Raw genomic sequence first — 25616 nt, 5'->3', positions numbered from 1 at the left:
ATGGATAAACAAAAATCAATATTTGTTAGAGGCTGCATAAGCAAAAACTTATACTGGTGTTACAAAGTTTTGCTGGAGAGTGAGGAAAATGCGTAAGTCATTGATGCGTATGACATTGCGTCAATTGCAGATCTTCAATGAGGTGTGTGATTTACGCTCTTACAGCCGTGCGGCGGAGGAGATGTCGCTGACACAACCGGCCGTAAGTCTACAGATCCGCCAGCTCGAAGAGCTGGTTGGGCAGCCCCTTTTCGAATATGTCGGCAAGAAACTGTACCTCACCGAGGCCGCGGAAGCGCTGCAGCGAGCCAGCCGGGATATCTTCGGCCGGCTCGAGAACCTCGACATGCAGTTGTCGGACATGCAGGGATCACTGCAGGGTCAGCTAAAACTGGCGGTCGAATCCAGCGCCAAGTACTTCGTGCCACACCTGTTCGCCGCCTTCAAGCAGCTTCACCCTGAGGTCAATCTCACCCTTACCGTAGTGAACCGTGCCCAGGCGATTCGCAGGCTTTCGGACAACCGTGACGACCTGATCATCATGTCCATGGTGCCCCAGGACATGGGCCTGGAATTCCTGCCCTTTCTCAATAACCCCATAGTTGCTGTGGCGCCCCCCGATCATCCGCTGTGCAAGCTCGAACGCCTGCGCCTGCAAGACCTGGAGCCTCATACCCTGCTGATCCGGGAACAAGGCTCGGGGACGCGCAAGGCATGCGAGGAGTACTTCAAGGACAAGCGCGTGCATTTCACCCAGACGCTGGAGGTGGCCTCGGCCGATGCACAGCGCGAGTGCGTGATCGCAGGGCTGGGGATCGCACTGCTTACTCGCCATGCACTCAACCTGGAGCTGGCGACCGGCATGCTGCGCGAACTGCCGGTCGAGGAGCTGCCGTTGTACCGGAGCTGGTGCGTTGTGCAGTCCAAGGCCAAGCGGCAGTCGCCGGTGGCCTTGGCGTTTCTGGCTTTCATTCGTAACGAACGAGCAAGGATCAGTGCGCTGGTCGAGCGCTTTTCGGGGACGTTGCCGCCGATACCTGCCACACCGTGAAGTCCCGGAACTCCGAATAATCCGCCAGCTCTCGCAGCAGCTGGCGTTGCTCGCAGTAAGTTTCTATCGCGCGGCGATATTCCATGCGGCGCTGGTCTTTTTCCTGTTGCTTGCGCGCCTTGGCGCCGGGTTGGTACGAGCCATCGAATTCACGAGCCATTGCCTGTCTCCCTGGTCGAGTGCGGGAGCTTCAGACTGGCGCGGGGATTTTACGGTTTGGTGCAAACCCGGTGACAAATCCGTGAAATATAAGCGCTACGTGACAGGTCAGTCGTCCATCGCCTTGATCGACTTGGGCGACAGCCGCAGGCTGCGCAAGCTGCGCTTGACGCTCTTCAGGTGGTTGACCAGGCTCGGGCCACGGGCCATGGCCACGCCCATCGCCAGCACGTCGATCACGACCAGGTGGGCAATACGCGAGGTCAGTGGGGTATAGATCTCGGTGTCTTCGTGCACATCTATCGCCAGGTTGACGCTCGAGAGCTCCGCCAATGGAGTCTGGCTTGGGCAGAGAGTGATCAGCGTAGCGCCGCTTTCACGCACCAGGTTCGCAGTGATCAGCAGATCCTTGGATCGGCCCGACTGGGAAATACAGACCGCGACATCGCCCGGTTTCAAAGTGACCGCCGACATGGCCTGCATGTGCGGATCCGAGTAGGCCGCCGCAGTGAGCAGAAGGCGGAAAAACTTGTGCTGGGCGTCGGCCGCGACCGCGCCCGACGCGCCGAAACCATAGAACTCCACGCGCTGCGCCTGGGCCATGGCAGTCACCGCCCGTTGCAGGGCGGCGGCATCGAGCTGCTCACGCACCTCCATCAGAGTGTGCAACGTGGTGTCGAAGATCTTCAGGCTGTAGTCGGCGACCGAGTCGTCCTCGTGGATCGCGAACTGGCCAAAGCTGGCGCCAGCGGCCAGGCTCTGGGCCAGCTTGAGCTTCAGATCCTGAAACCCGGTACAGCCGATGGCACGGCAGAAGCGCACGATGGTGGGCTCGCTGATACCCACGTTATGGGCAAGATCAGCCATTGAACTGTGCATGACCGCAGCCGGGTCCAACAGCACGTGATCGGCGACTTTGAGTTCCGATTTGCGCAGCAGGTGGCGCGATTGGGTGATGTGTTGCAACAGATTCACGTGCTGGACTCGGTTATGTTCGACTGGCCGGGTTGTAGCTTTCTTGTAGTTATACTACATGACCGACAACCCGCCCAGCTAAACGATCCAGGAACAGGGTGGTTTGACCGCACTGCCGTGGGGGTCATGGTCCTGGCCTATCGGACACTGAGCGGGCCGCTTGTGAGCGCGCCGGGGAAGCCCGCAGCCTAGCTGAAAGCTTTCTGACTGCCAGGGCAATCCCGGCGCGCCGAAGATGGGAGTGCAACATCGGTTTCCATCCCATCATTCAAGGAACAGAACCATGATCATCGAAACCAAGAACTGGACCGCGCAAAATGATCTGATGCCGGGCCCTGAAGGCGGCACTTTCCGCCTTCGCGGGACCGTGATGGTCGCGCATCCAGGTATCGTACCGGTACTTGCGCTGAGCAAGATCCAGGACAAGTCTGCAGCACTGAACGTCGACCTGAATCTGGAAACGAAGGAAGGCTTTTTCCTGCAGGTCGTGACTGAGAAGGAAGTGGTGCTCGAACTCCAGGGAAACCACGGCAACATCCCCTGGGTAACGGTCATCCATGACGGCAAGGTCCTGGTTCGGATCACCGATATCCAGACCACCCACTGAAACCGCCTTGTGACTTGCCTGGCGCGACGCCAGGCAAGCCGATGAGCGGCCTGCCTGCACTGCAAGATTTTCCCGAGGGATGTTTGCCCCTGCCCTGCCCCCCGCCATAGAATGGCGAGATGCGCGATGATGACCTCTCCTTACTCCTTAACTCCCTCAACGATGCCCAACGCCAGGCAGTAGCTGCCAAGGTCGGGCGTCAGTTGGTACTGGCTGGTGCCGGCTCCGGTAAAACCCGGGTGCTGGTGCACCGTATCGCCTGGTTGATCCAGGTCGAGCATGCCTCGCCCCATTCGATCCTGTCGGTGACCTTCACCAACAAGGCGGCGGCCGAGATGCGCCACCGGATCGAGCAACTGCTGGGCATCAACCCAGCGGGCATGTGGGTCGGCACCTTCCACGGCCTGGCCCACCGCCTGCTGCGGGCGCACTGGCAGGAAGCCGGCCTGAGCCAGAACTTCCAGATCCTCGACAGCGACGACCAGCAGCGCCTGGTCAAGCGGGTCATGCGCGAGCTGGGCCTTGACGAGCAGCGCTGGCCGGCCCGCCAGGCCCAGTGGTTCATCAATGGGCAGAAGGACGAGGGCCTGCGCCCCAAACATATCCAGGTCAACGGCGACCTGTTCCTGGGCACCATGCGCAGCGTCTACGAGGCCTACGAGGACGCGTGCCAACGCGCCGGGGTCATCGACTTTTCCGAGCTGCTGCTGCGTGCGCTGGACCTGTGGCGAGACCAGCCTGACCTGCTCAGGCACTATCAGCGGCGCTTCCGCCATCTGCTGGTCGATGAGTTCCAGGACACCAACGCCGTGCAATACGCCTGGCTGCGCCTGCTTGCCGCCGGGGGCGACAGCCTGATGGCCGTGGGCGACGACGACCAGTCCATCTACGGCTGGCGCGGCGCCAAGATCGAGAACATTCACCAGTACACGGCAGACTTCCCTGACGCCGAGCTGATCCGCCTGGAGCAGAACTACCGCTCTACCGCCGGTATCCTCAAGGCTGCCAACGCCCTGATTGCCAACAACAGCGGGCGTCTGGGCAAGGAGCTGTGGACCGACGTCGGCGATGGCGAGCCACTGAGCCTGTACGCGGCCTACAACGAGCACGACGAAGCCCGCTACGTGGTGGAAACCATCGAGAGCGTCATCAAGGCCGGCGCCACCCGCAATGACATAGCGATCCTGTATCGCTCCAACGCCCAGTCGCGGGTGCTCGAAGAGGCCCTGCTGCGCGAACGCGTTCCGTACCGCATCTATGGCGGCCAGCGCTTCTTCGAGCGGGCCGAGATCAAGAACGCCATGGCTTACCTGCGTTTGCTCGAAGGCCGTGGCAACGACGCCGCCCTGGAGCGTGTGATCAATGTGCCGCCGCGCGGCATTGGCGAGAAGACCGTCGAGGCCCTTCGCGAACATGCTCGTCACGGCCGCCTCTCCATGTGGGAGTCCATGTGTCAGCTGCTGGCCAACAAAGCCCTCAAGGGCCGCGCCGCCAGCGCGCTGGGCGCCTTTATCGAGCTGATCGATAATCTCTCGGCCAAGGTCAAGGACATGCCCTTGCACCTGATGACCCAGACGGTCATCGAGCAATCGGGCCTGATTGTCTATCACCAGGAAGAAAAAGGTGAAAAGGGCCAGGCGCGGGTAGAAAACCTTGAGGAACTGGTCAGCGCCGCGCGCAACTTCGAGACCACCGAGGAAGACGCCGATTTGACGCCGCTTTCCGCCTTCCTTGGCCATGCCTCGCTCGAAGCCGGTGACACTCAGGCCGACGAGCATGAAGACAGCATCCAGCTGATGACCCTCCACAGCGCCAAGGGCCTGGAATTCCCCTATGTGTTCCTGGTGGGCATGGAAGAAGGCCTGTTCCCACACAAGATGAGCCTCGAAGAGCCGGGGCGTCTCGAGGAAGAACGCCGGCTGGCCTATGTAGGCATTACCCGGGCCATGCGCCAGCTGGTGATGACCTATGCCGAGACGCGCCGTTTATACGGTAGCGAGACTTATAACAAGGTGTCGCGCTTCGTACGTGAGATTCCGCCTGGACTGGTGCAGGAAGTGCGCCTGTCCAACAGCGTCAGCCGCCCCTTCAGCAATACCCAGACGAAAGCCAGCAGCCTGTTCGCCAATGCCAACATTCCACAGACGGCATTCAACCTGGGCCAGCGTGTCTCGCATTCGGTGTTTGGCGAGGGCGTGATTCTCAACTTCGAAGGCTCAGGTCCCCAGGCACGGGTGCAGGTCAATTTCGATGAGGGCAGCAAGTGGCTGATGCTGGGTTACGCCAAGCTCGAAGCCATCTGACTTTTCATACTAGGTTTCAGGGTCTTTCCTACACCCATTGCGGAAAGGCCCTCAGCATCTCCAGCACTATCCAGGCAAAAGCTGGAAACATTATGTTGCTGGTCATGTGTCATACAACCTGTGCACCATGACGCGCGTGCAATCCACAAAACGGGAATACCCTTCTATGCAACGTTTTCTTAGCATCGCCATGGCGCTGTGCATCGGCTTGACGCTGAGCATCGACGCCAACGCCAAGCGCTTCGGCGGCGGCAAGAGCTCGGGCGCCGCGCCGACCCATCAGACTCGCCAGGCTGCACCGGCTTCTCCTGCCGCTGCTCCAACTGCTCCTGGCCGTGCCCCCGCTGCCGCCAGCGGTGCTTCGCGCTGGCTGGGCCCACTGGCAGGCATCGCCGCGGGTGGTCTGCTCGCCTCCATGTTCATGGGCGACGGTTTCGAAGGCATGCAGATCTTCGACATCCTGATCATGGCGCTGATCGCCTTCCTGGTGTTCCGCTTCATTGCCGCGCGCCGTCGCCAGCAACAGCCGAAGATGGCCGCTGCCGGTCACGCGCCGTTCCAGCGTGAAGCCCATGCCCCACAGGCCCAGCCGTCGATCTTCGGAGGCTCCGCCGCACCTGCCGCTGCCCCGGTGATCAATGCCCCGGCCTGGTTCAACGAGCAGAACTTCCTGGCAGCCGCGCGCAACCACTTCCAGTCGCTGCAGCAGCACTGGGATGCCAACGAGATGGACAAGATCTCCGAGTTCGTTACCCCGCAGATGCTTGATTTCCTCAAGCGTGAGCGCGCCGAGCTGGGCGACGGCTTCCAGTCCACCTATATCGACAACCTCCAGGTACAACTGGACGGCGTCGACGACCGTGCCGAAAAGACGCTCGCTACCCTGACCTTCCATGGTGTGTCGAAGACTTCGCGCTTCGACCAGGGCGAGCCATTCAGCGAAAGCTGGAACATGGAACGTGCACAAGGCGAAAACCAGCCCTGGATGCTTGCAGGTATCCGCCAGAACGGCTGATCCTGAGGCGTTGCACAAAAAACCCCGGGCCTGCCTGGGGTTTTTGCTTTTAGCAGACTGGGCTACTAGGGTATAACCCGCCCCGTGTGATCTAGGTAGAGAGGACGTGAACCGTGGAAGAAGTGATCGAACAACTGCGTGAAGCCAATGAACCCGTGCCGGTTCCCCTTGAGCTTCCAGACGAAGATCAGCTGGTGGAAATCGAAGAGCAGCTGTTCATCAATATTCCGTTCGTCTTCAAGGAATACCTGCTGACCGTCAGCGACGTGGTCTATGGCAGCCTGGAGCCGGTAACGGTAACCGACCCCCAGGCCCATACGCACCTGCCCGACGTGGCAGCCAACGCCTGGGATGCCGGTGTGCCTCGGGACCTGATCCCGATCTGCCAGGACGGCGACGATTACTACTGCGTGGAAGAAGACGGCACCGTGGTGCTGTGGTCGGGCGAAGAAGAAATCGTCACCGAGGAAAGCTGGGAATCGGTATGGCACTGGGTGCGGGATGTGTGGCTGGAAAGCTGACAGCCTGATCCAGGCCGGTTGATGAACATCAGAGTAGCCAGGCTCCGCGAGCCTGGCTACTCGATGCACAGCGTCCCTCAGTGAGTCTGGTCCCGATTGTTTTCAAGCGTTTCCAGCAGCGCGATCTGCATGCGCGTGTGCACGCGGATGAACCAGCGCCACAGCAGCGCCACCACGCCCGCCGCCACGACCGCGATCACCAGCAGCAGCTCGTTGGTCGGCAAGATGCTTGCGGACAGCGCGGACAACAGCAGGAAAATCACCAGTAGCGACAGCAAAGGGATCACTTCGGCGATCACCCTGCGCACACGCTGCGTGTGGCGCCCGGCCATCTCCGGCTTCACCCCCATCTCGGCCAGCAACATGGACAACGCCTTGAGCTTGCGGTACGCAGCGATCAGGAAAGGCAGCGACAGCAGCAGCGCAGCACCCCAGATCAGCGCCTTCTGCAGGCTGATATCGGTCACCCATTCGCTCAGATACGTGCCGAGTCGCTCGGCGAAATAGCCACCACTGAAGAAAATAGCGACTACCAGAGCCAGGTTGACCCCGACCTGCAGCAGAATACGCCGGATCATGGATGCCAGCATGGCCCCTTCACCGTGCGGCTGGATACTGCGCAACCACTCCCCGTACAGCGAGAGCACTCGGGACAGCCGCCCCGGCATGGCCCGGCCAAGCTTGATCGAAAGCGGATCTGCCGCTCGGATCAGATAAGGCGTGAGCAAGGTGGTGATCGCCGACACCGCCACCGCCACAGGGTAAAGAAAGTCGCTGGTTACCTGCAGCGTCATCCCCAACGCCGCGATGATGAACGAGAACTCGCCAATCTGCGAAAGTCCCATACCGACCCGCAGCGAAGTGCGTCCGTCATTGCCCGCGATAAACGCCCCCAGACCGCAGGAAAGCACCTTGCCCAGGACCACCGCCAACGTTATCACCACGATCGGCCAGGCGTAGTCGACCAATACCTGCGGGTCGATCATCAAGCCAATGGCAACGAAGAAGATGGCGCTGAACAGGTCGCGAACCGGCTCGATCAGGCTCTCGATCTTCAGCAACTGCCGAGATTCGGCCATGATCGCGCCGATCAGGAAGGCACCCAGCACCATGCTGTACTCCAGCTTGACCACCAGCAGGCAGAAGCCAAAGCACAAGCCCAGCACGGTGATCAGGAGCATTTCGTTGCTCTCGAACTTCGCCACGTAGGCGAGAAGCCTGGGAACCAGCAAGATACCGATGACCAGCGCCACGATCATGAACAGCGACAGCTTGCCGACTGTGGAAAAGACTTCGCCGGAGCTGACCGTGCCGCTGACGGCAATACCCGACAGCAGGGCAATGATGCCGATACCCAGGATGTCTTCGACAATCAGCACGCCGAAAATGAGCTGGGCAAAACGTTCGTTCTTCATCTTCAGGTCGTTGAGCGCCTTGACGATGATGGTGGTCGAGGAGATCGCCAGGATCGCGCCGAGAAACAGCGAGTCCATGGTGCTCCATTCGAACCAGCGGCCGATCTCGAAACCAATCCAGATCATCAGGATGATTTCCAGGAATGCCGCGATAAACGCCGTGGCTCCCACCTTGAACAACTTGCGCAGGCTGAACTCGAGCCCCAGGCAGAACATCAGGAAGATCACCCCGAGCTCGGCAAGGGTCTTGATCGTGTCTTCGTCATGGATCAGGCCAAACGGTGGGGTGTGCGGGCCTATGATGAAGCCGGCCACGATGTACCCGAGCACCACCGGTTGCTTGAAACGGTGAAAGAGGATTGTGACCACCCCGGCGACCAGCATGATCACTGCCAGGTCCTGGATAAAGCTGATGGCATGCACGGCGTGGTACTCCTTGTCTCAATGCACGGGACAGACCGCTCCTCTGTAAGCCAGACCCCCGGCTGCCAGCGAGTACATACTGTTTTGAATGTAGTAAATGCCCTGCTACGTGGGCGTACTCAGGTTAACATCGCGTCCTGTTACATATGTCCGGTGCAATATGCAGAAACAGATCGGCCGGTTCCGTCTCAGGCAATGGCGCGATGCAAGTGACGACAGTGCGTCGGTCGGCGTCCCGTTTCTGGATGCAAGCATCAACAAGGGGAATAGAAGTGTCCGCAGATGCCAGCCCCATACCCGCGCAACCCTACCGTGAGCACACTATGGAACCTGGAAACGCCCAGTTGTCGATGACCGTCCTGATGACCCCGGACATGGCCAACTTTTCTGGAAACGTACACGGGGGCACCTTGCTGAAATACCTCGACGAGGTCGCCTACGCTTGTGCAAGCCGCTATGCCGGCACCTATGTAGTGACCCTGTCGGTCGACCAGGTGATCTTCCGCGAACCGGTGCATGTCGGCGAGCTGGTGACGTTTCTGGCATCGGTCAACTACACCGGTACCACCTCGATGGAGGTTGGCATCAAGGTGGTCACCGAGAACATCCGCGAGCGCTCGGTGCGCCATTCCAACAGCTGCTTCTTCACCATGGTCGCCGTGGACGACAACCGCAAGCCGGTTCCAGTACCGCCGCGTCAGCCCGAAACCAGCGAGGAAAAGCGCCGTTTCGTGCAAGGCAAGCAACGCCGTCTGATTCGCCAGGAACTGGAAAAGCGTTACCGGGACCTCAAGACCGACACACTCTAGAAAGCCAGCCGCTGCCCCATGACATCTGGTCAAATGCGGCCTGTACGACAGGCCGACAACGCAGTTAAGCTGGATCGACCTGGTTGGAGCATACGCAAATGTTGACCCTCGAGAATCTCTCCGTGCTGATGGTGCTGGCGACAGTGGGTGCCTGGCTGTGGCATAGCCACGGGCTGCGTGAAAAAGCGTTGGAGAGGGTCAAGCAGCACTGCGCCAAGCTTGAACTCGAGCTGCTCGATGGCAACGTGGCGCTCAAGCGCATCGGCCTTGTCCGCGATGCCAATGGCCGCAAGCGCCTGGCCCGAATCTATGGGTTCGAGTTCACCGTGACTGGCGAGCAACGCCATCCGGGCACCGTCACTCAGTTCGGCGCTCACACGATGCAGATAGAGCTGGCGCCCTACCCGTTCGAGATCAAGACGCCGCCACGGACCGATAACGTCATCGAAATGAACCAGTGGCGCCAGGAACATAACCGCTGGCGCCACTGATCAGTCGGCGAGACAGCCTTGCAGGGCCTGTTGCAAGGCCTCTGGCGCCTGGGGCTGGTCGAAGATCAGCTCGATTCGCGAGTCTTTCCGCCACTCACTGGATTGCCAGCTCGATGCCTGGCCATCCAGAGCATTGAGGGATCGCCAGCCCTCCGTACTGTGGATAACCATTTTTGCGCGCCGCCACTTCCAACGCTTCAAAAAGTTATCCACAGATGCGGATTTGAAACGCTGGGACGGGTACCATCGCCACCCAATGCTCCAGCCACCGTCACCGAGGTGGAAAACACACATTGGAATCTGGGGATTTATCCACAGGCTTCCTTTAGCTCCCGTTTCGCTGGACCATGGCAACTTATCAACAGTGGATAAAACAGTCTGTTGATATTTATTGCGAGGCAAATTATCCACATTCAGATAGCCATCATTTGTCCACAGACTGGCAACCTCAGGTAGTGGCCGACTTATCAACGCGCGTTGAGACTTATCAACAGATGACGATTTGTTGATAACTATCAGTTCCGCGAGTTCCAGTGCCTGCCGCTGAGCCTCGGAGAGCGATCTGCCAGCTGCCAATGCCATGGCATCGAGCACCATCACCAAGGGCTGCAGGTCGAGAACATCCGTCCAGGGCGACTGCCCCAGCTGGCTGATCAACTCAGCGGGATGCCCCAGACCAGAGGGCTCGATCAACAATCGGTCCGGCCGGGCCTTGCGCAACAATCGGCCTAGTCCGACTTGAAACGGAACGCCATTGACGCAGCACAGGCACCCCCCAGCCACCTCGCTGATGGTAATGCCATCGGCATCGCGGCTCAGCAATGCCGCATCAAGGCCAATCTGCCCAAACTCGTTGACCAGGACTGCCCAGCGCTCGCCCTCAGGCCGTTGCGCCAGCAATTGCCGGATGAGGCTGGTCTTGCCCGCGCCGAGCGGTCCGGCGATGACATGAGTCGGGATGTGCTTCAGCATAAGGGGGATTCTTCGGGATTTGTTTAACTATGCCGCCTCAGGCCAGCCAGTCAAGACTCCTCGCGCCACAGCATGCATCAGGCAGCATCCTCGAGTTGCCACGGCCCGAACGGGTCGGCTAGCGCTTCCCAGGCCTGTTGGCCCTGGGACAGCTCGCTATCGCTCAGCAAGCAGGCTTCGAGCTCGTCATGAAGGGTCTGAAAAACGATACCTTGGCCGATAAACACAAGCTCCTGCCGGCGATCACTGAAGTCAGGCGCCCAGTGTCCGGCGAAGCCATAACGCATCATGCCGCCAGCCTGGGACCAACTGCCTGCATCCTTGTGCTTGCTGGCGAGCCAGAAAAATCCCTTGGATCGCAGCAATCGTCCATTGACCCAGGGCCTGTGGATAAACTCGAAGAAACGCTGCGGATGCAACGGCCTCTGCGCCTGCCAGGTACCCGCCACAATCCCATATTCCTCGCTCTCAGCCACGTGCTCTCCGCGCAGCACCTTGAGCCATCCCGGAGCAGCGGCAGCCTCCTCGAAGTCAAACAGCCCGGTGTTGATGATCCGCCCCAGCGCGACCTCACCCATCACCATGGGCAGGATCTGAGCCTTGGCATTCAGCCTACGCAAGATAGCCATGAGCTCCTCGCGGTCGTGCTGGCTGATCAAGTCGATCTTGCTCAGCAGGATCACGTCGGCAAATTCGACCTGCTCGATGAGAAGATCAGTGATTGACCGCTCATCAGCTTCGTCCACTGTTTCGTCATGGGTGGCGAGGCTGTCAGCCGCGCTGAAGTCGCGCAGGAAATTCAGCCCGTCGACCACGGTGACCATGGTGTCCAGGCGCGCCAGGTCCGACAGGCTGCGCCCCTGGTCATCACGGAAGGTGAATGTCTCAGCGACCGGCAGCGGCTCGGAGATACCCGTGGATTCAATCAGCAGGTAGTCGAACCGGCCTTCCTTGGCCAGACGCGCCACTTCTTCGAGCAGGTCCTCGCGCAAGGTGCAACAGATGCAGCCGTTGCTCATTTCGATCAGTTTTTCCTCGGCATGGTTGAGGCGGACGTTGCGCTGAACCTCACTAGCATCGATATTGATATCGCTCATGTCGTTGACAATAACGGCTACCCGCAGGTTATCGCGGTTTCGTAACACGTAATTGAGCAGCGTGCTCTTCCCGGCTCCTAGAAAGCCAGAAAGCACGGTAACGGGAAGACGGTGTGGCATGGCGGATCCTCATCAGGGCAACGCATACGAGCGGTGCGCTTTAGGATGTTATACTATAACTAAACACGTCTACCAAGAGAGAAAAAGCGTAATGATCAGAGTGTTCCACGTGGAACATGCTGAAAGTCTGCATGCCCACGATGCTGTCGCAACAAGTTGATGGAACTGCTAGATCCAGCTCAGGTGCGTGGCTTGATTGCACCGCAGTCCGACCCAAGCCAGACAGCTCGAGTGTTCATGCTGCCCTGCTGCTGAACGCCGGACACGTTGAAAGTGCCATTGACCCGGGTATTGAATTCGCGGTCATTGAGAAAAGTGGCTTCACCATTTCCCTGAGCCTTGGGACAGCTGAACTCGAATCTCCACACATCGCCCTTGCGCTCGGTGATGCGTTGAGTGCATCCCGACTGCGGGTCCTGCAGCGGTATGTCGTTGGTTTTCACCTGTTCAGGCGTCAGGCAAGAGCGAACACCATTACCGGCGAGCGTGATCCCCTGCTTGGACAAGACGCTCTCCATCTTGGCCCGCTGCTCCGGCGGAAGATTCTTCAACTGGCCCAACATGAACGCCATGTCAGGCAAAGGCTTGCCGTCCACTTCCATGTTGCTGGTGGTCAACTCCCAAAGCCCCGGCTGCAACATCTGCGCGTTCACCAATGGGCTGCAGAGACCAATCATCAGGGCAAGCACTGGACGGCGAATATTCATCTGAAGCTCCTCGATATACCGGCCCCAAGCCGGACAGGAACTTAGACGAGTATTTTCGCTTTCGGTTGCAACGGGTATCAGGAACATGCTCTGTTAGCGGCAGTGCTCATCGACAGCAGGAAGCGTATGGATTACCACAGCCCCTACTTCTTCGGTTACCTCGTAGGCCTGGTTCACCTGCTAGGGGGCGTCGCCGCCCTGCATGCCGTGTTCACCGTGCGCACCGCTCAAGGTGCGATCGCGTGGGCACTGTCCTTGCTATTCATTCCCTACCTGACGCTGGTGCCCTACCTGGTTTTTGGCGCCCGGTCGTTCAATGCCTATATTCAGGCCAGGCGACAGGCAAACCAGGAAATGCACGTCGCCATGGCCAGCCTAAATTGGCGGCCGTGGGTAGAGGAAGCGTTAGCGGCCAGGCAATCCAGTTCCTATGCCGCGTTGCGTGCGATGCCCAAGCTTGGACGCATGCCCTGCCTCGCCAATAATCAAGTGCAACTGTTGATAGACGGCGATGCAACATTTGGCGCGATCTTCAAGGCGATTGCCAGTGCGCGGGAAACCGTGCTGGTGCAGTTTTTCATCATCCACGACGATGCGATTGGCCGGGAGCTGCAGCAGCTACTACTGCGCCGGGCAGCCGAAGGCGTGCGGGTATTCGTACTCTATGACAGCATCGGCTCGCACGCCCTGCCAGGCCGCTACGTCCAGGAACTGCGCGAAGGCGGCGTCGAAGCCCGGGCCTTCTCCACAAGGCGGGGTTGGTTCAATCGTTTCCAGGTCAACTTCCGCAATCACCGAAAGATCGTCGTGATCGATGGCCTGGTGGGGTTCCTTGGCGGGCTCAATGTGGGTGATGAGTACCTGGGCGGCAATCCGAAATTATCGCCATGGCGGGACACCCATGTGCAAGTGAGCGGGCCAGTGCTCGCCTGCCTGCAGGAGTCCTTTGCCGAGGACTGGTATTGGGCGACTCGCCAACTGCCCCCGCTGATACTTCAGGACACTTATCCTGATGATGGCGTCCTTTGCCAGGTACTCGCCAGCGGTCCGGCTGACCCTCAGGAAACCTGTGCGTTGTTCTTCGTTGAAGCGATTCATTCAGCCACTGGCCGGGTGTGGATAACCAGCCCCTATTTCATTCCGGATGAAGCCGTTTTCGCCGCCCTGCGCCTCGCGGTGCTGCGCGGCGTTGATGTAAGGATTCTGATCCCATCACGTCCTGACCACCGAATTGTCTACGCGGCTTCGAGTCTCTTCGCTTTCGAAGCGGTGCGGGCTGGCGTGCGCATGTTCCGCTATGGTCCCGGCTTTGTGCATCAGAAGGTGGTGCTGATCGATGATGAAGTCAGCGCGATCGGCAGTGCCAACCTGGATAACCGGTCGTTCCGGCTCAACTTCGAAATCATGCTGCTGACCGTCGACCGAGTTTTTGCCGATCAGGTCGAAGCCATGCTCCTGCATGATTTCAACCAGTCCAGGGAAATAACCCACGAAGACACCCGTGATACTCACCGCCTGCAGCAGCTGGGCATGCGTGTTGCCCGGCTGATTTCTCCGATACTCTGAACTAGCGGTACAGGTCCTCGCGAGTCCAGGGCAGGTCGTGATGCCCATCGGCGTAGGTTTTGACGGCCAGGATCTGATGCAGGTTGATCCAGCCTTTGCTGAAGGCGTAGGCGCAGCCTGCGAGATACAGACGCCAGATGCGTAGGGCCCTGTCCGGAACCAACCCGGCTGCCTTGTGCAGCTGGTTTTCCAATCGCTCGCTCCAGAGATTCAGAGTCTTGGCGTAATGCAGCCGCAGGCTCTCGACATCGACCACCTCCAGACCCGCCTCGCACAATTGCGCGTCGATCATCGACAGATGAGGCAGCTCGCCGTGGGGGAAGACATAGCGGCCAATGAACGCCCCCGCTCCCCGCCCTACCGGCCGGCCATCCACATGCCTGGCGGTGATGCCGTGGTTCATCACCAGGCCACCTTCGCGCACGGCGCCAAACAGGCGCTGGCAGTAGAGCGCCAGGTTGGCATGCCCAACGTGCTCGACCATGCCCACGCTGACGACCTTGTCGAAGCGGCCATCTTGCGGCAAGTCCCGGTAATCAAGAATCTGCAGCTCGACCTGGCCGGTCAGTTCTTCATCTTCGACTCGCTGGCGTGCGAGCTTGAGCTGTTCCTTGCTAAGCGTGATGCCAAACACCCTGGCGCCATACTCACGCGCGGCAAAACGCGCCAGCCCGCCCCAGCCGCAGCCCACGTCCAGCAGGTACTCCCCGCCCTGCAAGCGCAGCTTGCGGCACAGGTGGTCAAACTTGTCTTGCTGCGCATCATCGAGGGTGTTGTCGGGTTCCTTGAAGTAGGCACAGGAATAAGCCATGTCCTGGTCCAGCCACAGTTGGTAGAACTCGTTGGAGAGGTCGTAGTGATAGGAAATGGCCTCAGCGTCAGTCTGCTTGTCGTGGGCCTTGCGCTCCGGATTCGAATCGGCTTCACCCTTGAGCAGCGCTTCGCTGAGTTCATCGCAGACGCGGATGACTTCGCTGATGCTGCCTTCGAGCTCAAGCTTGCCCTCGACGAAGGCAGCACCCAGCTCGTTAAGGCTTGGATGTGTCAGCTGATGAATGAGCTGCGGCTCCTTGATCAGGATTGTCACCTGCGGGCTAGGACCGAGGTCGATGTGATTGCCATCCCATAGCTTCAGACGCAGTGGCAGTTGCAAGCTTTGCAACGCAGGGGGAAGTTGCGCAAGCATCAATGAACCCTCCCATCGATCTCGGACGTATGCAGGAATGGTAGCCCATCCCGGAAAGCTTTCCGGGCGAGTCGACGGGCTATGTCACATGCCCGCTGCGCAGGGCAGCCGAAATTCGTTGGAACTGATCCGCTTGCGTGCCACTCAGCTTAATAGCAGCCGAGATTCATCAAAGGTAACGAGCGGTTTATGGACAACTTCAACACCCCTCCTGGCGACGAACCCATACCCGTCCTGGAAGAAGTCGCGACTGTCGTGAAGCGTACTGTCACGACAGGCGTGACCACTGTCGAAAAGCAGGTTCACTCTCAGGACTATGTGGTGTCCGAGAGTCTGCGGACTCACAGCGCATCCGTTGAAAGAGTGCCAATCGGTACCGAGGTGGACGCTTCGAACCCGCCTCAGGTCCGAACTGAAAATGGCCTCACCATAATTCCTGTCCTTGAAGAAATCCTTGTCGTTGAGAAGCGTCTGGTTCTCAAGGAAGAGCTGCATATTCGGCAACATGTGGAGGAAGCGCCTTCTGCTCAGGTAGTCACACTGCGGTCTGAATCGGTAGTGCTGAAGCACCTTGAAGTACGTGCCGCTGACCGAACCGAGGACACTCCTGATCTTAACGACCAACCTTTTCCCCTTAGCAACGAGAGAGAGATACCCATGACTCATACACTGGTTGCAGCATTCGACACCCTGGCTGAAGCACAAACCGCGAAGACACAGCTGCTGGCTCAGCGCGTACTGGAAAGCGATATTCAACTGTCATCGTCCGAGTTGCATGCATCGGGCGCCGGCGCTGCCGTGCGCACCGAGCCGCACGATGACTCGTTCATGCACAAGGTCAGCCACTTCTTCGGCTCCCTCTTTGGCAGCGATGACGATGACAGTGACAAGCCTCACCGCTACGCCACTGCCTATCCTGAAGCGTATCGCCGGGGCGCTGCGGTGTTGACGGTGACTGCCGCGACCGAAGTGCAGGCAGAGCTCGTCGAAGAGATCCTCGAGCGAAACGGTGCGATCGATATCGACGAACGCGTTGCCGCCTGGGGTAATGAGGAGACGGGTTCGATGCATGTTGCGGGGACCCACCTGGGTGCCGATCGCGCTGAGGTAGTGGATCGCCGGACGGATGACCTGACCGGGCGTACCGCCATTCCCGTGATCGAGGAAAACCTGCGCGTGGGCAAACGCGAGCTGAACACCGGTCGCGTTCGAGTTGTGTCACGCATCAGCGAACGCCCCGTGGAAGAGACCGTCAATCTGCACGAAGAACATGCACACATCGAGCGCCGCCCGGTGGATCGTGCAGCTACCCCAGGCGAGCTGAACAGCTTCAAGGAAGGGTCGATCGAGATCCAGGAAACCGCTGAAGAAGTCGTGGTCGAGAAGTCGGCACGCGTGGTCGAAGAAGTGACTGTGGGCAAGCAGTCTTCGGATCACAAGGAAACGGTGCGTGACACCGTGCGCCGCACCGATGTCGATGTGCAAAACGAACCTGGGTCGGTGACGCACCATGAGACCCTCGTTAAAAACCCTAACGATCCGCTGAGAAATCGTTAATCGCAAAGCCAATGGGCCCGCGTCACCGTATGACGCAAGCGGCCGTTCATAACCGATAATTTGAGGAACATCCCATGAGTCTTTTCGGAACCATCTTGAGCAAACTCGGCATCGGCAACCACGCCAAGGCTGACACACAAACTCCGGCCGGTGCGCCAACCGCTGCTGGGACAGCGCCCGCCTCCCCTGCTGCTCCCGCGTCGGCGCCAGCGGCCACGCAAACTGCGGCTGCGCCAGTGGATGTCAGTGCGAAGCTCGACGGTCTGGCGGCGCAAAGCGCGGAGAAGCTGAACTGGAAAACTTCGATCGTGGATCTTCTGAAGCTGTTGAATATCGACAGCAGCCTGGCCAATCGTAAAGAGCTGGCGAAAGAGCTCAACTACACCGGCTCGACCGAAGACTCTGCCGCCATGAACATCTGGCTGCATAAAGCGGTTCTGACCAAGCTTTCCCAGAACGGTGGGCAGGTGCCGCAGGATCTGCTCGACTGAAGTTGAGCGTGCTTGAGCGTCTCAAGCACCTCGCAGAATAGAAAACGCCCCGCAAACTGCGGGGCGTTTTTCATCGGTCCGTAGCGGGAATGGCATGCCATTCAGTCAATGCTTGTCAGTTTGACTCGCCACATACCGTATCGCGCGAGATGCAGCTGCGACAGAGGTTGAACGTCGATGTGACGGAATGCTGCTAATGGGCTTTGCAGTACATGCATCATCGCCGCACGAACAATCATCGGGTGTGTCACCGCCCGCCAGTGCCCTGATTCGGTAAAGCTGTCCAGCCAGAGGGCAACGCGCCGGCAAACGTCAGCAATTGACTCACCCCCATGGGGTGCGGCGTGAGGATTGGTCAGCCACTCCTCCAAAAGCACCGGCTCCTCTCGCTGCAGCGCCTTCAGCGACAGGCCGTCCCACCGACCAAAATCGCAATCGCGCAAAGCAGCCTCAACGGTATGACACTGCCCCAGCATGCTCGCCGTCTGGGTAGTACGCAACTCTGGGCCGGCCAGCAGATGTGTATCGTTCTCGAATAAAAGGGACTTGACCGCACAGCCGAGCACTCCATCAGCATCGACATGGAACCGGCCCAACCGCTGCGCTTCGGTGGGTGCATGGCTGATCAGCGTGAGATGAGTAGCCTTCATGGGTGACTCTTGGTGAGCGGAAGTGCCGACTAGGTGTATCATTTTCTTACGAATGGGGAAGCCGGTGAAAGCCCGGCGCGGTCGCGCCACTGTAATCGACAATCGAGAGCCAGACCCCCAGTTTCGTCAACAATCACAATATCCTGACCGAACGCGTCATTCTCCAGGAGCTTCGCATGTCCACCACCGTTGTCACTACCCCTGAAAGCGATCTGTCGCTGCCCTCACTTCCACTCAGCGAGATCCTGCCATGGGCGATCTTCGCCGGTCTGCTTCTGCTGCTGGCCCTCTACTTCGTCGGTGCCGAACAAGGCGCAACTGCGCTGATCTCGGGTACCCATGTGCACGAGTTCGTGCATGACGGCCGCCACCTGCTGGGCTTCCCCTGCCACTGACCGAGGAGCGTGACATGATAGGAAAACTCCTGCTGCGCGGCATGCTTGCCGGGCTGTTGGCGGGCATCCTCGCCTTTGGTTTTGCCAAAGTGTTCGGCGAACCTTCGGTGGAACAAGCCATTGCGTTCGAGGAAGGCATGGGCCACAGCCATCATCATGGCGACGGCACCTCGGACGTGGAAGAAGAGCTGGTCAGCCGCGAAGTACAGAGCACCGTAGGGCTATTCACGGGTGTGGTGATTTACAGCGTGTCCATAGGAGGCATCTTCGCCCTGGTCTTCGCGTTTGCCATGGGACGCATGGGCGGCTTGAAAGTCGGTCCACGGGGGTTGGCAGCGATCCTCGCGGTGCTGGCATTCATCAGTGTGTTTCTGGTGCCAGGGCTCAAGTATCCCGCCAACCCGCCGGCCGTGGGTGATCCTGAAACAATCCGCCAGCGCACCAAGCTGTTCTTCCTGATGATGATTGTGTCGATCTCCGCGCTTGTGGTGGCGATCAACCTGTTCCGCAAACTGCTGGCCCGTCACGGCGGCTGGAGCGCAGCCATGTTTGCCATCGTGCTCTATGGGGTGATCATGGCGGTGGCCGGCAAGCTGTTCCCGGCGATCAACGAGGTACCAACCGGGTTCTCAGCCTCATTACTGTGGAACTTCCGTGTCGCCTCGGTTGGCATCCACGTGGTGCTATGGACAGTCCTCGGCCTGGCGTTCGGCTTGCTGGCCCAAGGCCCGGTACTGACGCCTCGCAACCTTCACAACGCCAGGCTGCAATCTTGACTACATAGTTTCCAAGGAGAAACGAAGGGCGCCTGATGGAAACATCAGGCGCCTTTTTCATTCAGGTTCACCCAGACATGCTTCGACACGGCAAAATGCCCTCGGGTTGGTACCCGTAGCCGCTGATCCGCAATGGAGGACGAGGTAGGGAGCCGCTATCGGCTCCCACCGGTGACCGTTTTCAGTGTGCCTGTACCGACTTCATTGTCGAAATCCAAAGCGCGCTTCCAGCTGCCCCGAGACTTACTCCACCGTCACAGACTTCGCCAGGTTACGCGGCTGGTCCACATCGGTCCCCTTCAGCACGGCGACGTAGTACGACAGTAGCTGCAGCGGAATCGTGTACAGGATCGGCGCCAAGGCGTCGATTATGTGCGGGACCTCGATGACGTAGGTGCCCTCGCCGTTGGACAGACCGGCCTGCTCATCGGCAAACACTACCAGCTGGCCACCACGCGCACGGACTTCCTGCAGGTTCGACTTGAGCTTTTCCAGCAGCTCGTTGTTTGGCGCGACGGTCACCACCGGCATGTCGTTGTCGACCAGCGCCAGCGGACCATGCTTGAGCTCGCCGGCCGGATAGGCTTCGGCGTGGATGTAGGAGATCTCCTTGAGCTTGAGAGCGCCCTCCATGGCCACCGGGAACTGGGCGCCACGGCCCAGGAACAGGGTGTGGTGCTTGTCGGCGAACAGCTCGGCGGTCTTCTCGACCGTGGTGTCCATGGCCAGCGCTTCACCCAGGCGGGTAGGCAGACGGCGCAGTTCTTCAACCAGCTCGGCTTCGACGCCCGCTTCGAGAGTGCCACGGACCTGGCCGAGGGCCAGGGTGAGCAGCATCAGAGACACCAGCTGGGTCGTAAAGGCCTTGGTCGAGGCGACACCGATCTCCGGGCCGGCCAGGGTCAGCAAGGTCAGGTCGGATTCACGCACCAGCGAGCTGATGCCAACGTTGCAGATCGCCAGGCTGCCGAGGAAGCCCAGCTCCTTGGCGTTGCGCAATGCAGCCAAGGTATCGGCGGTTTCGCCGGACTGGGAGATGGAGACGAACAGGGTGTCAGGCTGCACGACCACCTTGCGGTAGCGGAATTCGCTGGCTACTTCGACTTGGCAAGGAATGCCAGCCAGGCTTTCGAGCCAGTAACGGGCGACCATGCCCGCGTGGTAGCTGGTGCCGCAGGCGACGATCTGCACGTTGCGCACCTTGGCGAACAACTCGGCGGCTTGCGGGCCGAAGGCCTGGACGAGCACGTGGTCCTTGCCGAGGCGCCCTTCCAGGGTGCGCTGGACGACCGCAGGCTGCTCGTGGATTTCCTTGAGCATGAAGTGACGGTAGGCGCCCTTGTCGGCCGCTTCGGCACCTTCGTGGTACTGCACGGTTTCGCGCTGGACGAGTTGGCCGGCCTGGTCCCAGATGGTGACCTGGTCACGGCGGATCTCGGCGATGTCGCCCTCCTCCAGGTACATGAAGCGGTCGGTGACCTGGCGCAGCGCCAACTGGTCAGAGGCCAGGAAGTTCTCGCCGTGACCTAGGCCGATTACCAGCGGGCTGCCGCTGCGGGCGGCGACCAGGCGATCTGGCTGTTCCAGGTTGATGACAGCCAGGCCGTAGGCACCGTGCAGCTGCTTGACCGCTGCCTTGAGGGCCTCGGTCAGGTCAGGTACGGACTTGAGAGTGTGGTGCAGCAGGTGAACGATGACCTCGGTATCGGTCTCGGAGCTGAACACGTAGCCCAGGTCCTTGAGCTCATGGCGCAAGGCTTCATGGTTCTCGATGATACCGTTGTGCACAACGGCGACCTGGTGACCGGAGAAATGCGGGTGGGCGTTATGTTCGCTCGGTGCGCCGTGGGTGGCCCAACGAGTGTGGGCGATGCCCAGCTGGCCTGTCAGGGGATCGGCGGCAACGGCCGCTTCCAGCTCGCTGACCTTGCCGATACGGCGGCGGCGTTCCAGCTCGCCTTGCTGGCTGAAGACAGCCAGGCCAGCACTGTCATAACCCCGATACTCCAGGCGCTTCAGGCCTTCGATCAGGATGCTTGTGATGTTGCGCTCGGCGACGGCACCAACGATTCCACACATATGATGTTGCTCCTAGCTGATAGCGGCACAGATCAGGTTGATGCCGCGGGCTTGAATGTGTTCGCGTGCCTCGGCGGACAGGCGTTCATCTGTAATAAGGGTGTTCACGCTGCTCCACGGCAGCTCGAGATTGGGTATCTTGCGCCCCACCTTGTCGGACTCGACCATGACGATTACTTCGCGGGCGACCTCTGCCATCACCCGTGACAGGCCCAGCAGCTCGTTGAAGGTGGTGGTGCCGCGGTCCAGGTCGATGCCGTCAGCGCCGATGAACAACTGGTCGAAATCGTATGAGCGCAGTACCTGCTCGGCGACCTGGCCCTGGAAGGATTCGGAATGCGGATCCCAGGTACCACCGGTCATCAGCAAAACGGGCTCATGCTCCAGGTCGCCAAGCGCGCGGGCGACATTCAGCGAGTTGGTCATGACGACCAGCCCCGGCTGGTGGCCCAACTCGGGAATCATGGCGGCGGTGGTACTGCCGCTGTCGACGATGATTCGCGCGTGCTCGCGGATGCGCCCCACCGCCGCCTTGGCGATGGCCTGCTTGTAGAGAGACACAGGCTGGGCCGCATCACCGATCAGCTCCTGAGGCATGGTCACAGCGCCTCCGTAACGGCGTAACAGCAGGCCATTGGTTTCGAGCGCCGCCAGATCCTTGCGAATTGTCACTTCGGAAGTTTCGAAGCGCTTGGCCAAGGCATCAACGCTCACCTCGCCCTGTTCATTGAGCAGAGCGAGGATATTGTGACGACGTTGGGGGGTGTTACGCTTCGACATGGCGCGCTAAGTTTCGTTTCGAAAGATAATAGTTGCAATCAAAACCTATGCAGGGCAGTTCGTCAAGTCGAGAGGTAGTCAGCGAGTACAAAAAAGCCGGCTTATTCTCATAAGCCGGCCGGTTGGATCTGTGGATAACTTCAGTCTTTCTTGATCTTCACAGGCCGTGCCCATCCGTCGATATTGCGCTGACGCGCCCGCGCCACTGCCAACTGCTGGGTTTCAACATCCTCCGTGATGGTCGATCCCGCCGCCGTCGTAGCTCCGGCCTGGATATCCACAGGTGCTACCAGGGAGTTGTTCGACCCGATGAATACGTCTTCGCCCAGGATGGTCTTGAACTTGTTGGCGCCATCGTAATTGCAGGTGATGGTACCGGCACCGATATTAGTGCGTGCGCCAACCTCGGCGTCACCCAGATAGGTCAGGTGTCCGGCCTTGGCACCCTCGCCCAGATGGGCGTTCTTCAGCTCGACGAAGTTACCCACATGGGCCTTGGCTTCCAGTACGGTGCCAGGACGAATACGGGCGAACGGGCCCGCGTCGCTGCCTTCACCCAGCACGGCGCCGTCGATATGACTGTTGGCCTTGATCACCACGCCCTTGCGCAGGGTGCTGTCCTTGATCACGCAGTTGGCACCGATCTGCACGTCGTCCTCGATGACGACCTTGCCTTCGAGAATGACGTTGATGTCGATCAGTACATCGCGGCCCACAATCACTTCGCCGCGAACGTCAAAGCGCGCCGGGTCGCGCAAGGTCACGCCCTGTGCCATGAGGCGGCGGCCTTCGCGCAACTGGTAGTGGCGCTCGAGCTCGGCGAGCTGGCGGCGGTCGTTGGCGCCCTGCACTTCCATCGGATCGAGCGGCTGTTCGGTCGCCACCACCAGGCCATCGGCCACCGCCATGGCGATCACGTCGGTCAGGTAGTATTCGCCTTGGGCGTTGTTGTTGGACAGGCGGCCCAGCCAGTCACTCAGGCGCGCAGCCGGTACGGCGAGGATGCCGGTGTTGCCTTCCTTGATGGCCTTCTGGGCATCACTGGTGTCCTTGTGCTCGACGATCGCTTCCACGTTGCCCTGCCCGTCACGCACGATACGGCCGTAGCCGGTAGGGTCGGCGAGAGTGACGGTCAGCAGGCCCAGCTGCTCGTCATTGACCTTGGCCAACAGGCGCTGCAAGGTCTCCACTTCGATCAGGGGGACATCGCCGTACAAAATCAATACCGTCTCGGCACTCAATGCGGGCAGTGCCTGGGCCACGGCATGGCCAGTGCCCAGTTGCTTGTCCTGCAGGACGAAATTCAGGTCAGCGGCGCTCAGTTGCTCACGCACACGCTCGGCACCGTGGCCGATCACAACGTGGATGCCCTGAGGCTGCAGTTGACGCGCGCTGTGGATAACATGACCGAGCATGGAGTTGCCGGCAACCGGGTGCAGTACCTTGGGCAGCGCGGAGCGCATGCGAGTCCCTTGGCCAGCGGCAAGAATAACGATATCGAGTGACATTGACTGGCTACCAATCCTGGGCGGTCAGTTGAGTGACCGGATGAAATTCGGAAAAGAAAAAGGGTAGCCGAGGCTACCCTTTAACTCAATCGCAATGAAAGTATCCGACCGGGGCCAGATTACTTGCCCTTGCGTATTTGCTGGACGGTACGCAGCTGGGCTGCGGCCTCGGCCAGTCGTGCGGCAGCGGCGCCGTAGTCGAACTCCGCGCCTTTTGCATTCAGGGCGTTCTCGGCAGCCTTGAGGGCTTCCTGAGCCTGAGCTTCGTCCAGGTCTGCAGCACGTTGCACGGTATCGGCAAGCACCTTGACCATGTTCGGCTGGACCTCGAGGAAACCACCAGAGATGTAGAACACCTCTTGGGCGCCACCCTGCTTGGTCAGCGTGATCGGACCAGGCTTGAGATTGGTGATCAGCGGCGCGTGGCCCGGAGCGATACCAAGATCACCCAGGTTACCGTGCGCAACCACCATCTCGACCAGACCGGAGAAGATTTCCCCTTCCGCGCTGACGATATCGCAATGGACTGTCATAGCCATCTGCTTGCCTCAACCTGATAGCGCCCCTTGCGGGGCGCCGGGATTACAGTTTCTTGGCTTTCTCGACCGCTTCTTCGATGCTGCCGACCATGTAGAACGCTTGTTCTGGCAAGTGGTCGTAGTCACCTTTGAGGATGCCGCTGAAGCCTGCGATGGTGTCTTTCAGGGAAACGTATTTGCCTGGAGAACCGGTGAAGACTTCTGCCACGAAGAACGGCTGGGACAGGAAGCGCTGGATCTTACGAGCGCGGGATACCAGCTGCTTGTCGGCTTCGGACAGTTCGTCCATACCGAGGATCGCAATGATGTCCTTCAGCTCTTTGTAGCGCTGCAGCACGTACTGAACGCCACGAGCGGTGTCGTAGTGCTCGTTGCCGATCACGTTCGGGTCCAGCTGGCGCGAAGTCGAGTCCAGTGGATCGACCGCTGGGTAGATCCCCAGGGAGGCGATGTCACGGGACAGAACGACGGTGGCGTCCAAGTGGGCGAAGGTGGTTGCTGGCGACGGGTCGGTCAAGTCGTCCGCAGGTACGTATACGGCCTGGACGGAGGTGATCGAACCTTCCTTGGTGGAGGTGATGCGCTCTTGCAGAACGCCCATCTCTTCAGCCAGGGTCGGCTGGTAACCTACTGCCGAAGGCATACGGCCCAGCAGTGCGGATACTTCAGTACCGGCCAGGGTGTAACGATAGATGTTGTCGACGAACAGCAGAACGTCGTTACCTTCGTCACGGAACTTCTCGGCCATGGTCAGGCCGGTCAGCGCTACGCGCAGACGGTTTCCTGGTGGCTCGTTCATCTGACCGTAGACCAGCGCTACCTTGTCGAGAACGTTGGAGTCCTTCATCTCGTGGTAGAAGTCGTTACCCTCACGAGTACGCTCACCCACACCAGCGAACACGGAGTAACCGCTGTGTTCCATGGCGATGTTACGGATCAGTTCCATCATGTTTACGGTCTTGCCGACACCGGCACCACCGAACAGACCAACCTTACCACCCTTGGCGAACGGGCAAACCAGGTCGATGACCTTGATGCCGGTTTCCAGCAGGTCGTTGCCGCCTGCCTGATCAGCGAACGAAGGCGCTGGCTGGTGGATACCGCGACGCTCTTCTTCGCCGATCGGGCCGGCTTCGTCGATCGGGTTGCCCAGTACGTCCATGATACGGCCGAGGGTGGCCTTACCAACCGGAACGGAAATGGCAGCGCCGGTGTCGACGACATCCAGACCGCGCTTCAAGCCTTCGGTCGAACCCATGGCAATGGTACGAACCACGCCGTCGCCCAGCTGCTGCTGGACTTCGAGAGTGGTTTCCGCGCCTTGTACTTTCAGCGCGTTGTAGACACTCGGCACGACGTCACGTGGAAATTCCACGTCGATGACGGCGCCGATGATTTGAACGATACGTCCGCTACTCATAGCT

Annotated in this window: 25 protein-coding genes and 1 riboswitch; of the genes, 12 read left to right on the top strand and 13 right to left on the bottom strand. The window is 59.8% G+C overall.

The genetic code is table 11. The annotated features are described in order from the left end of the window. Positions 1 to 88: 88 nt before the first annotated feature. Positions 89 to 1051 carry a LysR family transcriptional regulator gene (locus AC0ZZU_RS00745; RefSeq protein WP_476338310.1) on the top strand — a complete coding sequence of 321 codons (963 nt, stop codon included), beginning with the start codon at positions 89 to 91 and terminating at the stop codon, positions 1049 to 1051. On the opposite strand, the gene AC0ZZU_RS00740 is transcribed toward AC0ZZU_RS00745, so the two are convergent. Together AC0ZZU_RS00740 and hexR are read right to left on the bottom strand one after the other, a co-directional pair. Beyond that, a complete protein-coding gene (locus tag AC0ZZU_RS00740; protein ID WP_476338309.1) occupies positions 993 to 1211 on the bottom strand; it encodes a PA3496 family putative envelope integrity protein in 219 nt (72 codons plus the stop codon). The genes AC0ZZU_RS00745 and AC0ZZU_RS00740 overlap by 59 nt on opposite strands. A 107-nt stretch (positions 1212 to 1318) precedes the next feature. After that, positions 1319 to 2185, bottom strand: coding sequence for a transcriptional regulator HexR (hexR, locus tag AC0ZZU_RS00735; protein WP_476338308.1), 867 nt, complete (start codon positions 2183 to 2185; stop codon positions 1319 to 1321). 283 nt (positions 2186 to 2468) lie between these two features. Between hexR and AC0ZZU_RS00730 the strand changes: the two genes are divergently transcribed. The 4 genes from AC0ZZU_RS00730 to AC0ZZU_RS00715 all read left to right on the top strand — a co-directional run bounded on the left by AC0ZZU_RS00730 (position 2469) and on the right by AC0ZZU_RS00715 (position 6631). Continuing rightward, positions 2469 to 2792, top strand: a complete 324-nt coding sequence (locus AC0ZZU_RS00730) for a hypothetical protein (RefSeq protein ID WP_476338306.1) — start codon at positions 2469 to 2471, stop codon at positions 2790 to 2792. Between the two features lie 119 nt (positions 2793 to 2911). Beyond that, on the top strand, positions 2912 to 5095 hold the full coding sequence (gene uvrD, locus AC0ZZU_RS00725) for a DNA helicase II (protein WP_476338305.1): 2184 nt from the start codon (positions 2912 to 2914) through the stop codon (positions 5093 to 5095). A 166-nt stretch (positions 5096 to 5261) separates the two neighbouring features. Beyond that, positions 5262 to 6110: a Tim44 domain-containing protein gene (locus tag AC0ZZU_RS00720; RefSeq protein ID WP_476338304.1), complete on the top strand. Its 849-nt coding sequence runs from the start codon at positions 5262 to 5264 to the stop codon at positions 6108 to 6110. 113 nt (positions 6111 to 6223) lie between these two features. Beyond that, the gene (locus AC0ZZU_RS00715) at positions 6224 to 6631 is read left to right on the top strand and encodes an SMI1/KNR4 family protein (protein ID WP_158460963.1); all 408 of its coding nucleotides are present in this window, start codon (positions 6224 to 6226) and stop codon (positions 6629 to 6631) included. 77 nt (positions 6632 to 6708) lie between these two features. Here the strand turns inward: AC0ZZU_RS00715 and AC0ZZU_RS00710 are convergent, their stop codons facing one another. Further along, complete coding sequence (locus tag AC0ZZU_RS00710) at positions 6709 to 8469, bottom strand: cation:proton antiporter (protein WP_476338302.1); 1761 nt, start codon at positions 8467 to 8469, stop codon at positions 6709 to 6711. Between the two features lie 323 nt (positions 8470 to 8792). On the opposite strand from AC0ZZU_RS00710, the gene AC0ZZU_RS00705 reads away from it, so the two are divergent. Then, positions 8793 to 9278: an acyl-CoA thioesterase gene (locus tag AC0ZZU_RS00705; RefSeq protein ID WP_476338300.1), complete on the top strand. Its 486-nt coding sequence runs from the start codon at positions 8793 to 8795 to the stop codon at positions 9276 to 9278. 98 nt (positions 9279 to 9376) lie between these two features. Next, positions 9377 to 9769: a DUF3301 domain-containing protein gene (locus tag AC0ZZU_RS00700; RefSeq protein ID WP_476338299.1), complete on the top strand. Its 393-nt coding sequence runs from the start codon at positions 9377 to 9379 to the stop codon at positions 9767 to 9769. Here the strand turns inward: AC0ZZU_RS00700 and AC0ZZU_RS00695 are convergent, their stop codons facing one another. The 3 genes from AC0ZZU_RS00695 to AC0ZZU_RS00685 form a co-directional block, all read right to left on the bottom strand. Further along, entirely contained in the window at positions 9770 to 10741 is a 972-nt protein-coding gene (locus AC0ZZU_RS00695) for a CobW family GTP-binding protein (protein WP_476338297.1), read from the bottom strand. It abuts the gene before it with no gap. A 77-nt stretch (positions 10742 to 10818) separates the two neighbouring features. Continuing rightward, complete coding sequence (locus tag AC0ZZU_RS00690) at positions 10819 to 11958, bottom strand: GTP-binding protein (RefSeq protein WP_476338295.1); 1140 nt, start codon at positions 11956 to 11958, stop codon at positions 10819 to 10821. Between the two features lie 179 nt (positions 11959 to 12137). After that, complete coding sequence (locus AC0ZZU_RS00685; RefSeq protein WP_476338294.1) at positions 12138 to 12665, bottom strand: DUF3617 domain-containing protein; 528 nt, start codon at positions 12663 to 12665, stop codon at positions 12138 to 12140. A gap of 126 nt (positions 12666 to 12791) precedes the next feature. Between AC0ZZU_RS00685 and cls the strand changes: the two genes are divergently transcribed. Next, positions 12792 to 14231, top strand: a complete 1440-nt coding sequence (gene cls / locus AC0ZZU_RS00680; protein WP_476338292.1) for a cardiolipin synthase — start codon at positions 12792 to 12794, stop codon at positions 14229 to 14231. A gap of 1 nt (position 14232) precedes the next feature. Here the strand turns inward: cls and cfaB are convergent, their stop codons facing one another. Continuing rightward, complete coding sequence (gene cfaB, locus AC0ZZU_RS00675; RefSeq protein ID WP_476338291.1) at positions 14233 to 15417, bottom strand: C17 cyclopropane fatty acid synthase CfaB; 1185 nt, start codon at positions 15415 to 15417, stop codon at positions 14233 to 14235. A 189-nt stretch (positions 15418 to 15606) separates the two neighbouring features. Here cfaB and AC0ZZU_RS00670 point away from each other — a divergent pair, with 189 nt between their 5' ends. After that, on the top strand, positions 15607 to 16974 hold the full coding sequence (locus tag AC0ZZU_RS00670; protein ID WP_476338289.1) for a DUF2382 domain-containing protein: 1368 nt from the start codon (positions 15607 to 15609) through the stop codon (positions 16972 to 16974). A gap of 74 nt (positions 16975 to 17048) precedes the next feature. After that, positions 17049 to 17465, top strand: a complete 417-nt coding sequence (locus tag AC0ZZU_RS00665) for a DUF3597 domain-containing protein (protein ID WP_476338287.1) — start codon at positions 17049 to 17051, stop codon at positions 17463 to 17465. Between the two features lie 101 nt (positions 17466 to 17566). On the opposite strand, the gene AC0ZZU_RS00660 is transcribed toward AC0ZZU_RS00665, so the two are convergent. Next, a complete protein-coding gene (locus AC0ZZU_RS00660) occupies positions 17567 to 18115 on the bottom strand; it encodes a histidine phosphatase family protein (protein WP_476338285.1) in 549 nt (182 codons plus the stop codon). Between the two features lie 14 nt (positions 18116 to 18129). Beyond that, positions 18130 to 18255: riboswitch (cobalamin riboswitch) on the top strand. A 36-nt stretch (positions 18256 to 18291) separates the two neighbouring features. Between AC0ZZU_RS00660 and AC0ZZU_RS00655 the strand changes: the two genes are divergently transcribed. Beyond that, positions 18292 to 18510, top strand: coding sequence for a CbtB domain-containing protein (locus tag AC0ZZU_RS00655; protein ID WP_476338283.1), 219 nt, complete (start codon positions 18292 to 18294; stop codon positions 18508 to 18510). Between the two features lie 14 nt (positions 18511 to 18524). Beyond that, positions 18525 to 19286 (top strand): CbtA family protein, encoded by a 762-nt coding sequence (locus AC0ZZU_RS00650; protein WP_476338281.1) that lies wholly within the window; start codon positions 18525 to 18527, stop codon positions 19284 to 19286. 243 nt (positions 19287 to 19529) lie between these two features. Here the strand turns inward: AC0ZZU_RS00650 and glmS are convergent, their stop codons facing one another. The 5 genes from glmS to atpD form a co-directional block, all read right to left on the bottom strand. Then, the gene (gene glmS, locus AC0ZZU_RS00645) at positions 19530 to 21365 is read right to left on the bottom strand and encodes a glutamine--fructose-6-phosphate transaminase (isomerizing) (protein WP_476338279.1); all 1836 of its coding nucleotides are present in this window, start codon (positions 21363 to 21365) and stop codon (positions 19530 to 19532) included. A 12-nt stretch (positions 21366 to 21377) separates the two neighbouring features. Beyond that, complete coding sequence (locus AC0ZZU_RS00640; RefSeq protein ID WP_476338277.1) at positions 21378 to 22145, bottom strand: DeoR/GlpR family DNA-binding transcription regulator; 768 nt, start codon at positions 22143 to 22145, stop codon at positions 21378 to 21380. A 140-nt stretch (positions 22146 to 22285) separates the two neighbouring features. After that, positions 22286 to 23653 (bottom strand): bifunctional UDP-N-acetylglucosamine diphosphorylase/glucosamine-1-phosphate N-acetyltransferase GlmU, encoded by a 1368-nt coding sequence (gene glmU, locus AC0ZZU_RS00635; protein WP_476338275.1) that lies wholly within the window; start codon positions 23651 to 23653, stop codon positions 22286 to 22288. Between the two features lie 119 nt (positions 23654 to 23772). Then, positions 23773 to 24192 (bottom strand): F0F1 ATP synthase subunit epsilon, encoded by a 420-nt coding sequence (locus AC0ZZU_RS00630; RefSeq protein ID WP_476338273.1) that lies wholly within the window; start codon positions 24190 to 24192, stop codon positions 23773 to 23775. Positions 24193 to 24235: 43 nt separating this feature from the next. Then, positions 24236 to 25612 (bottom strand): F0F1 ATP synthase subunit beta, encoded by a 1377-nt coding sequence (gene atpD, locus AC0ZZU_RS00625; protein ID WP_324123173.1) that lies wholly within the window; start codon positions 25610 to 25612, stop codon positions 24236 to 24238. Positions 25613 to 25616 lie beyond the last annotated feature (4 nt).

The organism is Pseudomonas sp. JE3303 (assembly GCF_056312565.1).
Note: the sequence above shows the minus strand (reverse complement) of the source record. Positions and strands in the feature narration are given on the sequence as shown.

Coding starts and splice junctions, on each gene's coding strand:
- AC0ZZU_RS00745 (WP_476338310.1), top strand. CDS start 89: ATGCGTAAGTCATTGATGCGTATGACATTGCGTCAATTGCAGATCTTC.
- AC0ZZU_RS00740 (WP_476338309.1), bottom strand. CDS start 1,211: ATGGCTCGTGAATTCGATGGCTCGTACCAACCCGGCGCCAAGGCGCGC.
- AC0ZZU_RS00730 (WP_476338306.1), top strand. CDS start 2,469: ATGATCATCGAAACCAAGAACTGGACCGCGCAAAATGATCTGATGCCG.
- uvrD (WP_476338305.1), top strand. CDS start 2,912: ATGCGCGATGATGACCTCTCCTTACTCCTTAACTCCCTCAACGATGCC.
- AC0ZZU_RS00720 (WP_476338304.1), top strand. CDS start 5,262: ATGCAACGTTTTCTTAGCATCGCCATGGCGCTGTGCATCGGCTTGACG.
- AC0ZZU_RS00705 (WP_476338300.1), top strand. CDS start 8,793: ATGGAACCTGGAAACGCCCAGTTGTCGATGACCGTCCTGATGACCCCG.
- AC0ZZU_RS00700 (WP_476338299.1), top strand. CDS start 9,377: ATGTTGACCCTCGAGAATCTCTCCGTGCTGATGGTGCTGGCGACAGTG.
- AC0ZZU_RS00695 (WP_476338297.1), bottom strand. CDS start 10,741: ATGCTGAAGCACATCCCGACTCATGTCATCGCCGGACCGCTCGGCGCG.
- AC0ZZU_RS00690 (WP_476338295.1), bottom strand. CDS start 11,958: ATGCCACACCGTCTTCCCGTTACCGTGCTTTCTGGCTTTCTAGGAGCC.
- AC0ZZU_RS00685 (WP_476338294.1), bottom strand. CDS start 12,665: ATGAATATTCGCCGTCCAGTGCTTGCCCTGATGATTGGTCTCTGCAGC.
- cls (WP_476338292.1), top strand. CDS start 12,792: ATGGATTACCACAGCCCCTACTTCTTCGGTTACCTCGTAGGCCTGGTT.
- cfaB (WP_476338291.1), bottom strand. CDS start 15,417: ATGCTTGCGCAACTTCCCCCTGCGTTGCAAAGCTTGCAACTGCCACTG.
- AC0ZZU_RS00670 (WP_476338289.1), top strand. CDS start 15,607: ATGGACAACTTCAACACCCCTCCTGGCGACGAACCCATACCCGTCCTG.
- AC0ZZU_RS00665 (WP_476338287.1), top strand. CDS start 17,049: ATGAGTCTTTTCGGAACCATCTTGAGCAAACTCGGCATCGGCAACCAC.
- AC0ZZU_RS00660 (WP_476338285.1), bottom strand. CDS start 18,115: ATGAAGGCTACTCATCTCACGCTGATCAGCCATGCACCCACCGAAGCG.
- AC0ZZU_RS00655 (WP_476338283.1), top strand. CDS start 18,292: ATGTCCACCACCGTTGTCACTACCCCTGAAAGCGATCTGTCGCTGCCC.
- AC0ZZU_RS00650 (WP_476338281.1), top strand. CDS start 18,525: ATGATAGGAAAACTCCTGCTGCGCGGCATGCTTGCCGGGCTGTTGGCG.
- glmS (WP_476338279.1), bottom strand. CDS start 21,365: ATGTGTGGAATCGTTGGTGCCGTCGCCGAGCGCAACATCACAAGCATC.
- AC0ZZU_RS00640 (WP_476338277.1), bottom strand. CDS start 22,145: ATGTCGAAGCGTAACACCCCCCAACGTCGTCACAATATCCTCGCTCTG.
- glmU (WP_476338275.1), bottom strand. CDS start 23,653: ATGTCACTCGATATCGTTATTCTTGCCGCTGGCCAAGGGACTCGCATG.
- AC0ZZU_RS00630 (WP_476338273.1), bottom strand. CDS start 24,192: ATGGCTATGACAGTCCATTGCGATATCGTCAGCGCGGAAGGGGAAATC.
- atpD (WP_324123173.1), bottom strand. CDS start 25,612: ATGAGTAGCGGACGTATCGTTCAAATCATCGGCGCCGTCATCGACGTG.